The sequence below is a fragment of the Pedobacter sp. KLB.chiD genome (genome assembly GCF_047040275.1).
In the GTDB taxonomy this organism is placed as follows: domain Bacteria; phylum Bacteroidota; class Bacteroidia; order Sphingobacteriales; family Sphingobacteriaceae; genus Pedobacter.
Window position 1 is genome coordinate 4,591,506 of sequence record NZ_CP178207.1, and the last position, 13,082, is coordinate 4,604,587.

Annotated in this window: 7 protein-coding genes; 1 reads left to right on the top strand and 6 read right to left on the bottom strand. The window is 41.9% G+C overall.

Annotated features, from left to right (window positions below; genetic code table 11):
- Positions 1–138: 138 nt before the first annotated feature.
- Together ACK1I8_RS18990 and ACK1I8_RS18995 are read right to left on the bottom strand one after the other, a co-directional pair.
- On the bottom strand, positions 139–1,332 hold the full coding sequence (locus ACK1I8_RS18990; RefSeq protein WP_412466855.1) for an aminopeptidase C: 1,194 nt from the start codon (positions 1,330–1,332) through the stop codon (positions 139–141).
- A gap of 110 nt (positions 1,333–1,442) precedes the next feature.
- Positions 1,443–2,870 (bottom strand): L-serine ammonia-lyase, encoded by a 1,428-nt coding sequence (locus tag ACK1I8_RS18995; RefSeq protein WP_412466856.1) that lies wholly within the window; start codon positions 2,868–2,870, stop codon positions 1,443–1,445.
- A 66-nt stretch (positions 2,871–2,936) separates the two neighbouring features.
- Here ACK1I8_RS18995 and ACK1I8_RS19000 point away from each other — a divergent pair, with 66 nt between their 5' ends.
- A complete protein-coding gene (locus ACK1I8_RS19000; RefSeq protein WP_412466857.1) occupies positions 2,937–3,473 on the top strand; it encodes an RDD family protein in 537 nt (178 codons plus the stop codon).
- On the opposite strand, the gene ACK1I8_RS19005 is transcribed toward ACK1I8_RS19000, so the two are convergent.
- The 4 genes from ACK1I8_RS19005 to groL all read right to left on the bottom strand — a co-directional run bounded on the left by ACK1I8_RS19005 (position 3,454) and on the right by groL (position 13,039).
- Complete coding sequence (locus ACK1I8_RS19005) at positions 3,454–4,113, bottom strand: MgtC/SapB family protein (RefSeq protein WP_293784968.1); 660 nt, start codon at positions 4,111–4,113, stop codon at positions 3,454–3,456. The two genes, ACK1I8_RS19000 and ACK1I8_RS19005, sit on opposite strands and share 20 nt — an antisense overlap.
- Positions 4,114–4,136: 23 nt before the next feature.
- Positions 4,137–5,150: a PorP/SprF family type IX secretion system membrane protein gene (locus tag ACK1I8_RS19010; RefSeq protein WP_412466858.1), complete on the bottom strand. Its 1,014-nt coding sequence runs from the start codon at positions 5,148–5,150 to the stop codon at positions 4,137–4,139.
- A 3-nt stretch (positions 5,151–5,153) separates the two neighbouring features.
- Positions 5,154–11,111 carry a PKD domain-containing protein gene (locus ACK1I8_RS19015; protein WP_412466859.1) on the bottom strand — a complete coding sequence of 1,986 codons (5,958 nt, stop codon included), beginning with the start codon at positions 11,109–11,111 and terminating at the stop codon, positions 5,154–5,156.
- Positions 11,112–11,404: 293 nt separating this feature from the next.
- The gene (gene groL / locus ACK1I8_RS19020) at positions 11,405–13,039 is read right to left on the bottom strand and encodes a chaperonin GroEL (RefSeq protein WP_293784974.1); all 1,635 of its coding nucleotides are present in this window, start codon (positions 13,037–13,039) and stop codon (positions 11,405–11,407) included.
- Positions 13,040–13,082: the final 43 nt, after the last annotated feature.

The following is a 13,082-nucleotide window of genomic DNA, read 5'->3' on the forward strand; positions in this document are numbered from 1 at the left end:
TATGCAAAGAGAAGGCATAAGATCACACTTCCTCTAAACGCTTATCCATCGTCTATTATTTTTCGCACTCTTTGCGGTTAAACCCCAACAAAAAAGCCGCAAAATTTCTCCTGCGGCTCTTGAATAATTTAATCTTTATTACAAAGCTAATTTTTTGGCAATTGCAGCTGGGATACCTGCTTTGTTTAACAAAATTGCTGTTGTTTTATATTTTACATAGTTTTTAGTTACGTATAAATATCCTTTGTAATCGTTGCTTGCACCCCATGAATTTTTAACGATATAGTATTCTTTTCCGGTCTGATCTTTGGCTAAACCAACAATGTGCATACCATGATCATCAGTTGTTTGATAGTTATCGAAAGCAAGCTGACGGTTTTCCTGCGTAATTTCCATTTCTGGCTGCGGGCCGTTAAACATTTCCGCTTTTTGTTTCGCAGTCATATCAGCAAAAGGGGTTTGCGGAACAAAGGCTACACCATTTTTCCAGCTGAAGTTTTTCTCGCTAACATCCGTAGCCCATGCCACTGTATAACCTCCTTTTAAGGCATTATCGATAATATCTGTTAACTCATTCACTTTCACGTTATAAACCTGATCGAAAGACCAGTTATCAGGCACCAGTAAAGTAAATTTGCTATAAAAAGGGTGATCATTGAAGGAAGAAAGTTCAACATAGTTATCGGGATTTAAACCTACCACTTCCTGAGCGAAAGTTTTTGGTGTATATTTTTTTCCATTGTAGGTAAAGTTTTCAGGCACGGCACCCAAATAGGCATCAATTACACCTGTATAAGCTTTCAACCAGTTTGGGGTTAACTCGCCGTTTGCATTTTTTACAACAGCTTCCAGAACACCTTTTTCAATATCACCAAGTTCTGCAGTTTTATTGATTTTAGTGCCATAATTTAGCCCGGTGTATACCTCTTGCGGAACGGCACCATATTTCCTGTACATATTGATTACATCATGCAAAGCACCACCATCTCCCAGTGAAACCGCACCATGCATACGCACGTAATTTTTACCTTTTTCTACGTAGGCATTGCGGGCTGAAAAAAGCGGAGATAAGGTTACAGGCTGTTTACCTGCTTTAATCATTTCTGATCCCAGAAAAGAGTTAGTAGAATAGCTCCAGCAGGTACCTGAAGATCCCTGATTCTGAACCGGGGTATTGGCCAGGTTTATGACTTCGGTAAATTTAAACGAAGCTGCACTGTTTTCGCTTTGATTGTTTTTTAAAGAATTAACGAGATTGTCTTGCGCATAAGTCGCCGATATAGATAACGACAAAGCCAAACCAATCACACTGATTTTAGTGTAGTTGATCATTTTTTATGGATAATTAATAATGGAGCGAATGTAAAAATACTTGGTGATTTAGCACCATGAATTTTGCAATAAATCGATCACATTGGTCATATTATTGCAACAATGTTGAATTAACATTCTGGTAAACTGATTGGAATGTTGGTTGCCAATCCGCCATCAGATGTTTCTTTGTATTTTGCATTCATATCCAGGGCGGTTTCCCACATGGTATTGACTACGGCATCTAAACTCACCTTTGCTTTATCAGGATTACTTTGTAGTGCCAATTGGCTGGCGGTAATTGCTTTAATAGCGCCCATGGTATTTCTCTCGATGCAGGGAATCTGTACCAGGCCGCCAATCGGATCGCAGGTTAGGCCCAGGTGATGTTCCATGGCAATTTCTGCTGCCATTAAAACCTGCCGCTGCGAACCGCCTAAACATTCGGTTAGGGCTGCTGCAGCCATGGCGGAAGAAACGCCGATTTCGGCCTGACAGCCACCCATAGCGGCCGAGATTGTTGCTCCTTTTTTGAAAATGCTGCCGATTTCTGAAGCACAGGCAATAAACTGGATGATTTTTTCTTCGCTATAACCATTGCAAAAAGTAATAAAATATTGCAATACCGCTGGAATTACGCCTGCCGCACCATTGGTAGGTGCGGTTACCACACGACCAAAAGATGCATTTTCTTCATTAACGGCTAATGCAAAACAGCTTACCCAGTCTAAAATATAATTAAAGCCGTTTCCGCCTTTTCTGATGGCTTCTACCCAGCCGGTATAATCTGAATATTCATTTTTGCCAACTAATCGCTTATTCAGCGGAAATGCCCTTCTCGCTACATTTAAGCCTCCCGGTAGAAAACCTGTAGTATGGCATCCGCGATAAATACAATCACGCATCACAGCAAAATGTTGTAGAATGCCTTTTTTCGTGTCTGTTTCAGTACGCCATGCCAGTTCATTCTCCATTACGATTTCGCTCACCTTTAAACCGGTAGATAAACACCAGTGTAGAAGATCTTTTGCTTTATCTACAGGAAAAGGGAGGTCTACCTGGGCCTTTTTGCTATTGTCTTCGCCATCTTTTACCACAAAACCGCCGCCTATGGAGTAATAGGTTTCAGAAAAAGCTTTTCCATCTTTTAAAAATGCCTGAAAAGTAACGGCATTGGGATGAAAAGGTAAACTCTCGGCAAAGAGGAAAAGGAGATCGTTATCGTAATCAAAATCAATTATTAATTTATCGGCAAGATTTAACTTTTTATCTTTTTGAATGCTTTCGAAAGTCGGGGTAACCGCATCTACATCAAAAGTTACCGGATCCGCGCCTGTTAAACCCAATACGATGGCAACATCGGTTCCATGGCCTTTGCCTGTTTTTGCCAGAGAGCCATACAGCAATATCTTGATGCCCTCAACATTGCTGATGAGGCTGCGCTGTGTGAGCGAAGCCGTAAATTGCTGAGCAGCCCGCCACGGACCTAAAGTATGTGAACTGGATGGGCCAATACCTATTTTGAAAATATCGAAAACCGAAATTTGCTCCTTGATCATGATAAAAGTTAGTTACACAAAGCTAAGATTGTTTTTATGATTTGGATAAATTAATTTTGGCTGTGAATGGAAATGTTTATCTTCGAGAAATCTAATCCAAACGCTTCAAAAATGGAATTTAATTATAACGCTCAAGAAATCGACCTAAGCTATTGCCGTGCCAGTTCAAGCAAAAGATTTACCAATTATATCATCGACCTGGTCGCTTTTTACATTATCTTTTTTGTTGCTTGCATCTGTGTCGGAATTTTACTGCCTGGAATTTTAGATGGAGTTAATGATCTTGTAGACCGGTTAATCGCGATGGTTTGTTATGGCTTTGTAATGTGTTTAACAGAAGCTGTTTCACATGGAAAATCAATCGGAAAACTGATTACAGGAACTAAAGCCGTAAACTTAGATGGTAGTGAGATCGATTTTGCGAAAGCATTTACCAGAAATATGATCCGGGTGATTCCTTTTAATGCAATCAGCGGGCTTGGTAATCCCTGCGATCCATGGCACGATCGGCTGTCGAACACGATGGTGGTTGACGAGAAGAAACTAGCCTTGCAAACGCGAAAGGTAGAACTATTTGATTCGGTTAAAAATCAAACTCAATAATATCTTTATCCATTAACATCCGTTCTACAAATTTCTGATGGTTTTTTGGTGTGCCTGTAGCCGTCCAGTTTCCGGTAATAATGTTGTTTGCCAGCTGATGTTTGCCGCGCTGGGGTTTAAGTTTGCTTTCTCTGAAAACTTCTTCGTAACTTTCTAAATCACTATTTGTATGTTGTTTTTTAACAATGCGGTAAATCCGTTTGGTAAAACGTCGGTCGCCTATTTCTTCTAAAAAGGGGAAGATAATTAACGCCAGCATGACCACGGCGGTAACTCCAATGGCCTGTTCGTAATAACCAGAACCTACAGCCATGCCGATGGCCGCCACAATCCAGATGATGCAGGCGGTAGTTAATCCTTTCACACGGTTTTCTTCTTTAAAAATTACGCCAGCACCCAGAAAACCAATACCGGTGACAATGTTCGAGGCAATGCGGTCTTGACTGGTTGGCCCTATTTTGATGGATAATATGGTGAATAGGGTTGCGCCTAAACCAATCATCATCATGGTTTTTAATCCGGCAGATTTACTCCTGTATTCGCGTTCTGCCCCGATTATACCACAAAGTAGCGTTGCCAACAAAAATTTATTGATTTCACTTTGTGTAATGAAATGGTTTTGTTCTATAATTTCGTTCATCGCCTTTAATTATCACCGGCAAATTAATAAAAATCATAACATCTTAATCCATTTGCACGGCCACCGTTTGAACTATTTGGAAAATATTTTTCGTAACCTACACCAATTTCGGATGTTCCACCGGTATTGCTATAATTAATTTTAGAAGTTGTAGCATCATGACTAATCCCTAACCTGAATTTTTCACCATTGGTTCTCCGGTTAAAAATATCGAAGATTACAGAAAACACAATCGCATCATTCCCATTCGAATTGCCATCGTTACGATACCAGATACCGGCATTTATACTGGCATACTTATATTGCATGCCCGCACTAAATGATTTTACATTACCTTGTTTATAGGCAATTATGGACGGGATGAGGTAATTTCCATCGCGATCGTACTCATCCGGTACCAGGGTTAACTTATAACTTAGATTGCCTGAAATGCGCATGGGTAACTTGGCCTGAAAACCAGATATGGACTCATCCGGGCGGTTTAGGTGATGCACCGCTAATCCCATCATGAATTTTCCGACTACAAGGTTGGCACCAGCATTTGAATCGAAATAATAGCGGCTATCTACACTTGGCCTTTCGGCGCCCGATATACTGCCCGGAACATAACCTATCACATCAATCTGATCGCCAAATACCAATTTATCCCAGTTTAGCCTTTGGTTGGTAATGCCACCCTGTAATCCAAATGATAGGGCAAAATCGTTTCCACCAATGATATAGGAATAGCTTAATGCAATATTGTTCTTAAGCAGATAGGCTGTGCCTTCGCTGCTGCGGTTAAAAATGATCCCAATACCACTGTTTAGTCTACTCAGATTGAGATCTCCGGAAGCAGTCATGTACGAATAATCGCTGGCCAAACCTGTCCATTGATTCCGGTAGAGCGCATTAAACCTGATGTCGCCTTCAAACTGGCCGGTAAGTGCCGGATTCAGGTACATTGGCGCATTATAAAACTGGGAGTAAATGTGGTCTTGAGCTAAAGCTGCCATTGGCAGTAACCAAAACAAAAACATGATTATCCTTCTCGCCATTATCTATCTGATTAAATATATTACGCCGGTTTTTCGGGGAGGGGATGAATCGTAAGTCATCCCTTTCCAATCACTTCCATTAATAAATTTGATATCTACCTTCCAGTAATAAACGCCTTGTGGCTGTTCCTGGCCCTTATAAGTGCCATCCCAACCTTCCAGAGGTGCTCCGTCATCCAGTTTCGTTGTTTCCCATAGTAATTCTCCCCATTTGTTAAAAACAGACATGTTCCACTCTTTTATGCCCCGACCTTTTGCTTTAAAGATTTTAATCTCGTTTTTGGTGCTTGCAGGCATAAAGGAATTGGGAATGCTTAAATTTCCCGGTACACCAATAATTTTCACCGTTTGAAAAGTAGAAGAAGTACAGCCCTCTTTGTTCATTACTTTCAGGGTTACATCATACGTGCCTTCATTGGCATACGTATGGTTAGGGTTTTGTAAGGTTGATTTCACACCATCTCCGAAAGACCACTCCCAGCTAACCGAGCCTGAGCCAATATCTTTAAAGCCAAAAGTATAATTTGGTACAGCTAATTCGTTCCCGGGACTAACCGTGAATGTGGCTATTGGTGGCGCAACAATACGGATGAAATTGCTTTTTGTTAAGACCTGAGAACAATCCAATGCGTTGATTGCAGTTAAAGTTACATTGTAGTTCACATCCGATCCAATGTAGGTATGCTGTGGTTCAAATTCATTTGAGATAGGGGAGCCATCGCCAAAATCCCAGGCATAACCAATAGCTCCAACACTTGTATTTTTAAATTTAACAACCAGGTTGGTGCAGCCGGCAGTTTTATCGGCACTGAAACTTACTGTAGGTTGGGCAAGTACGGTTACGCTCTCGGTAGCTGAATTTTTCGAACAATCATTTTCAGCATCTAACCTAATGGTGTATCGTCCTGGTTTAAGGAAAGTATATGGAAAAACGCCTGTATTGGTGGTTGGGACGACCACAGGGGCTTCTCCGGAGTCTTCGTTGGTAATGGTATAAACGAAGCGGCTTGCTCCGCTGGTATTATTTAAAAAGTTTACAGTCCAAGGTGCACAACCTTTTTTCTCGTTGCCATTTACCACCAGGGCCGGTGTAATATCATTTGGCGATACCCTGATCACGACCGGGATTGAATTTGTCTCGCCACAGCTATTCTTAGCTGTCATATTAACAACAAAATCCTTTACTACAAGTGTTTTGAAGATGTGGCTTATTGTTCTCCTATCAGTTATCGGACCTGATGAAGTACCATCGCCGAAATCGTAGGTGTAGGTTGTGCCTGCACTTTCCGGGCTGGTATTGATAAAGTTTACCAGGAGATCAGCACATCCTGTCGTTTTATCGGGCGAAAATATGGCAACAGGTTTAGCATGTACGATAACCGTTGCTGATGTAACAACAGCCGGACCACACGGTAGGGTTGTGGTTAGCGTAATGTTATAGGTTTTATCTTTCCCACTTGGATCAGCCAGAAAAGTTATTGCTGCAGGTTGTGCGAGGGTAGAAGATTGTCCATTCCCAAAGTTCCATGCATAGGTGGCGCTGTTAAGTGGATTTGTGGTGTTGGTGAAAGTAACACTAAGTGGTCCACATCCTTCTGTTGCGCTTTGTGTAAATGATGGTGTAATACCAGGAAAGGTGCTAAATACTTCGCTTTTTTCATCCTGGTTACAACCCAGGCTACTGCTAACAACAAGTTTTATGGTTACGCTTTCGTTGCCATTGATGATCGTGTAACCTGGAAATGTTGGTCCTGAGCCGATTTGAACATTATTGGCAAACCAGGTATAAACACTATTTCTATCAGGATATAAGGTTGCCGCAATATTGGTTGCATCGAGTTTAAAAGGTGCACAGCCGGTTTTGGTATTGTAAGTTATTTCTGCTTTTGCATTAGGGTTTACTGTTATTTTAATCTGATTGCTTAAACTGTTGTTGCAAATACCACTGGATACCGATCGGCGATAATAGATACTTACCGTAGGTGTTGGCGGCGTAAAACTGGCACTATTTGCACCCAATACCTCGCTCCAGTCGGTTCCATTTAAGCTTGATTGCCATTGATAGTTGTATGTTCCGTTACCACCACCTGGTGTACTGCCGGTTAAAGCCGCGGCAGCCGTGCCAATACAGATGTTTTGATCGGCAGAAATGGTATTATTGGTCAACCCTGGCAAAACGGAAATCTGTACCGAATTACTAAATGATGGGCAAGAGGTACTGTTTACCACCCGTCTGAAATAACTAGATACGGTTGCTGTTATAGTTAAGTCTTTGTTAGTGGCCGAAGGAATGTTGGCCCATGTATTACCATCGGTACTGCTCTGCCATTGGAAGGCATAAGTACCCGTTCCTCCGGTTGGTACGTCGCCGTTGATGGTAGTATTTTGTCCTGAGCAGATAGGCGCAGCTGATGTGCTGATATTATTGGTAACTAGTGGATAATAAGTAATGGTTACATCGTCCGTAGAAGGTGGGCAAGCGCCAAAACCAGTAATGGTCCACCTGAAAGTATAGGTTTGGCCAGGCATCAAACCGGTAACCGAAGTGTTGTATAGGCTTGGATCGGTAATGACAACACCTGTTTGGGCTGATGTGATGATCCAGGTGCCACTATTAGGTGCCGGGTTATTCCCATTAAGGTTAATGCTGTTTCCGGTGCATAAATTTTGGTCTGGACCCGCGTTGGCCACAACTGTTCCGGGGTTTACTGTGATGGTGGTTACAGTAGAGAACGCTTCTGCACAGCTACTACTTTGCACCACCGCACGGTATTGTGTGGTAATTGTAAGGTTAGCGTATACATACGGATTTGCAGTTGAAGTAATCGTAGACCAGCTTAGCCCATTATCAATAGATCTTTCCCAACGGATAATATTGCCAACCTGTCCTGTTAAATTGATGTTCCCACTATTTGCACCCGCACATACATTGGCATCGCCTGTTGTAGTACCACCAACACTGAGCGGGTTAACTGTGATTTGAACATCGTCACTGGCTGTAGAACAGTTAGTATCGCTTATTGTCCATCTAAAGGTATAAGTATTTCCTGCCTGTAAGCCATTAATTGTTGTATTACCCTGTGTATCATCAGCAAAAGTTACCATTGTTGGTGCATTAACGATTGTCCACTTGCCCGTACCAACTGCTGGCGTATTTCCTTTTAAAGTATAGGTGCCAACATTGCAGATTGCTTCGTCTATGCCTGCATTAGGCAATGTTGCACTTGGCAAAACCGTAATAGTAATATTTACAGGGGTACCTGGGCAGCCATTTACAGATACGGGCGTAATGGTATAGGTTACGTTGCCAGTGGTGGTGCCGGAGTTGGTTAAAATATCGTTTATCTGCGTTTCTGCTGATGCTACATTTCTATTGCTGTTACCCGTAATACTTCCGCTTACTGTGCTGCTGAATGTGTAATTTACCCCTGCAAAATTGCTTGATAGGGTAATGGCTGACGATGTTTTGTTACAGATGGTTGAACTGGCCGCTGTAGCATTAACAACTGGATTAGGTTTCACGGTAACCACCAGGTTAAATGGCGTTCCGTTGCAGCCATCAAAGTGCGGAGTAATGGTATAGGTTACACTGGCATCGGTATTGGGATCATTATTGGTGAGGACATCATTAATGTTTCCTGCCCCATTTGTGGTATATCCGGTTACAGACGGTGTTCCGGTTGCTGTCCAGGTGTAGGTTACACCCGCCACGGCTGAAGTTGGGGTATAAGCTACGCTGTTACCGGTACAGATGGTTTTGGTTGCTGCACTGGTTAAGCTGATGTCGGGTTTGATTTCTAAGATAATTTCATCATCAATCTGGTTACATGGGGCTGCCAACGCTGTAGTAACCCTTAATGTTAACGTAACTGTACCTGCTCTTTTTTCAGCCAATGTGGGCGTATAAACGGCATTTAAATCATTTCGGCCGGGCATAAATGTACCCTGTCCGCCAATCCAGGTTTGAGTGGTTGTGGTTCCGGTTACCGTGCCACTCAACGTAAAACTTGGGTCGTTAAAGCAAATACTTTGGTCGGGTCCTGCATTAACTACAGGAGCGGTGCTGAAAGTGATTACCTGGGTGTCTTCTGCTGTACCACAATTGTTTTTATGGACAACCTTTATGGTATAGGTATCGTAACTGTCGAATTTTATGGAAGGATATTTTGAATTTGCCGTTGTACCGCCAGCAAAGCTATACGTGCCAGATCCCGATGGCGTAACGGTCCAGGTGTAAGTGTCGGAAAGATCTTTTGTAGTACCGCTTATTAATGTTTTGGTTGGCCCAGCGGTGGTATTGTTAAAATCGTAAGTTGAAAGGTTACATAACGTAATATCGGGTGAAAGAGTAGCTTTAGGGCTTTCATTTACGACAACAGTTTGGGGCAGGCTCGTAATGATCCCGCATGCCGGTGTGCTGATGCTTAGGGTAATGGTATAGGTACCAGGACTGGTAAAGCTGAACAGCGGTTCTTTGCTTGTTGCATTGGTGCCTCCTGCAAAACCAACTGAGGGGTTTACTGACCATGAATAGCTATTTGCTGCATTGCAGATATTATCTAAAATAGAAAGATCAGTTGCCTTTAATGTTGTTCCGGTACAGATTGTGCTTGATGGTAAACTGAAATCTGGCTTTGGTGGGTCCTGGATACAGATTTTCATTTCCACCGGATCGGCATTACATGCGCCTGAGGTATTTGATTCTAACCGGATAGTATGTTCGCCATGTGTAGTGAATTTATGTACCAGATTATAGGACTTGGGTTGATTTGCTTTTACAGGTACACCATCTACATACCAGTTATAAGTTACTTCGTTGGGCGCACATCCTATGGTATTCGTGTTCGGATTTTCGCCAAGCGTAGAAGTGTTGACAAAAGTAATGTCGGAGTTGGTACAGCCGGGGCTATTGAAAGTAAAAGAATTTACCGGTTTAACCACTACTTTTGCCGATGAAGAAACCGGTGTGCCAACGATGCCGCAGAAGGCGTTCGATACATTAATGGATACGTCAAAAGCATTATAAATGGTTCCTGCACTGGAGGTTGAAACACTTCCGCAGGATGATTTCATATAGGAGTGGGCTACAATGCCTCCATTATTGATAATCTCGCAAAGTGTGTAAGTAGTTGTAGATTGATCGCCCCAGTTAATGGTATAAATATTGCCTGGAAAATTGTTTTGAATGCCGGAAGGTGAAGTAACATCAACATTAAAGGTTAAGGTTCCTAATGGCAAACATACCACCGTATTTCCTGTGTTGGCAAAGGCGGTGATGGTTCTGTTATTGATCAACAGGTAAGCTTTGGTGGCAACCGAACCGTCAGGCATTACTGCCTTGGTATAAATGGTATAATGTGATTGTTGGGCTGTAAAACTTTGTATCGGTGTAGGGAAAGACATGGTGGTCGTGCTTCCGCCACTACCCTGATCGGTTATTGTTGCTGTAACATTACTATTTGCTGTAGATTCGTTATTGATCAAAAAAGGATTATTGGGCCTACTCATACAAGTGCCAAAAGTTTCTCTATTGTTATTATTTAAATAGGTTGAGGTGAGCTTGGCTTCAACTGGCGTTCCGGCTTTAACCTCGAAAGGCGTAGAAGCAGCACTGACCGAAGTTGGAAAAGTTGTTTTGACACGAACACGATAGCCTGTACCTGGCGTTAGACCTGTAGGGAGCAATCCATTTACATAGGTGCTATAAAACCCTGTGTATGATCCAATAAGCGTTTCTGCTGCAAAACTTCCATTTTGATCTGATAAATAGAGTTGAAATTGATTTCCCTGAGCGGTGCAGGTGGCAGGCATTTGAAAAGGAACAGCAATAGTGCTGCCCGGGGTATATGGTCCCGGATCTACCATGCCCGTGGTTACCTGTGCAAAAACATTCGACACAAGCAGAAACATTCCAAAAAACAGGAAAAAAGAAAGCCTTACCCTTTTACAACAAATCTTCATAAACCTCTAATAGTAGGGAATGATTTTATTGTGTTCCGGAAGCTTTGTCAGTTTAACTTGCTTTAGCCTAATATCAGAAATGAGTACTAGACTTGAGACACATCAATAAATATTCGATATAAGTTACGTAGTTTTCATGTTACATATACAAAATTTTACACCAAATAAACTAGATGAGCAGGTTGTAACCGCGATAGGCTTCCTTTTGAGTGTACTAGGGGGCAAAAAAAAACCCTCCGGGCATTATACCAGGAGGGTTTTTTTACACGAAATCGTTTCGCTATAAGTGGATATTACATCATACCACCCATACCGCCGCCGCCCATTGGAGGCATTGGAGCACCACCTTCTTCAGGCTCATCTGCTAAAACAACTTCTGTGGTTAATAACATGGCTGCAATTGATGCTGCATTTTCTAGCGCTACACGGCTTACTTTGGTTGGGTCGATAACACCGGCGCCAATTAAGTTTTCGTAAGCACCGGTACGTGCATTATAACCAAAATCAGCAGTACCTTCTTTAACTTTTTGTACCACGATAGAACCTTCAATACCTGCGTTTTCGCAAATTTGACGCAATGGTTCTTCGATAGCACGACGGATAATCTGGATACCCGTATTTTCGTCTTCGTTAACACCTTTTAAATCAGCGATAGAAGCTACAGCGCGAATGAAAGCTACGCCACCACCAGCAACAATACCTTCTTCAACAGCCGCACGGGTTGCGTGTAAAGCATCATCAACACGGTCTTTTTTCTCTTTCATTTCAACCTCACTAGCTGCACCAACATAAAGTACCGCAACACCGCCAGCCAATTTAGCTAAACGTTCCTGTAATTTTTCTTTATCGTAGTCAGAAGTAGTAGTTTCGATCTGCGCTTTAATCTGGTTAACACGTGCTTTAATATCATCTGTATTGCCTGCACCGTTAATTACAGTTGTATTGTCTTTATCAACAACCACTTTCTCCGCAGAACCTAAGTAAGTTAAATCAGCATTTTCTAATTTGTAACCTCTTTCTTCCGAAATAACAGTACCTCCGGTTAAGATCGCGATGTCTTCTAACATGGCTTTTCTTCTGTCGCCAAATCCTGGAGCTTTAACAGCCACAACTTTCAGTGAACCACGGATTTTGTTAACTACCAATGTGGCTAAAGCTTCGCCATCCAAATCTTCAGCAATGATTACCAACGGTTTGCCTGTTTGAACAGTTTTTTCTAAAACCGGCAACAATTCTTTCATGTTGCTGATTTTTTTGTCGTAGATTAAAATGTAAGGGCTATCTAATTCAGCTTCCATTTTATCTGCGTTGGTTACAAAGTATGGAGATAAGTAACCTCTGTCAAATTGCATACCTTCTACTGTTTTAACTTCAGTTTCAGTACCTTTAGCTTCTTCAACAGTGATTACACCATCTTTACCTACTTTACCCATTGCCTCAGCAATTAAAGCACCGATTACTTCATCGTTGTTAGCAGATATAGATGCAACCTGTTTGATTTTGTTATTATCTTCTCCAACAGTTTGTGATTGTGTTTTTAAGTTTTCTACAACTGCAGCAACTGCTTTATCGATACCACGTTTTAAATCCATTGGGTTTGCACCAGCAGCTACGTTTTTAATACCTGTAGTGATGATTGCCTGAGCCAATACAGTAGCGGTAGTCGTACCATCACCAGCAATATCGGCTGTTTTTGAGGCCACTTCTTTAACCATCTGAGCGCCCATGTTCTCCACTGCGTCTTTTAATTCGATTTCTTTCGCTACAGTAACACCATCTTTGGTAATGGCTGGTGATCCGAATTTTTTATCGATAATTACGTTACGTCCTTTTGGACCCAAGGTCACTTTTACTGCATTTGCAAGAATATCAACCCCTCTTTTCAGGGCATCGCGTGCTTCTACGTTATATTTTACTTGTTTTGACATTTTAAGTTTTGTTTTTAAAGTTTTTATGTTGGAAGGTTGAAAT

Coding starts and splice junctions, on each gene's coding strand:
- ACK1I8_RS19005 (WP_293784968.1), bottom strand. CDS start 4,113: ATGAACGAAATTATAGAACAAAACCATTTCATTACACAAAGTGAAATC.
- ACK1I8_RS19000 (WP_412466857.1), top strand. CDS start 2,937: ATGGAAATGTTTATCTTCGAGAAATCTAATCCAAACGCTTCAAAAATG.
- ACK1I8_RS19010 (WP_412466858.1), bottom strand. CDS start 5,150: ATGGCGAGAAGGATAATCATGTTTTTGTTTTGGTTACTGCCAATGGCA.
- ACK1I8_RS18995 (WP_412466856.1), bottom strand. CDS start 2,870: ATGATCAAGGAGCAAATTTCGGTTTTCGATATTTTCAAAATAGGTATT.
- groL (WP_293784974.1), bottom strand. CDS start 13,039: ATGTCAAAACAAGTAAAATATAACGTAGAAGCACGCGATGCCCTGAAA.
- ACK1I8_RS18990 (WP_412466855.1), bottom strand. CDS start 1,332: ATGATCAACTACACTAAAATCAGTGTGATTGGTTTGGCTTTGTCGTTA.
- ACK1I8_RS19015 (WP_412466859.1), bottom strand. CDS start 11,111: ATGAAGATTTGTTGTAAAAGGGTAAGGCTTTCTTTTTTCCTGTTTTTT.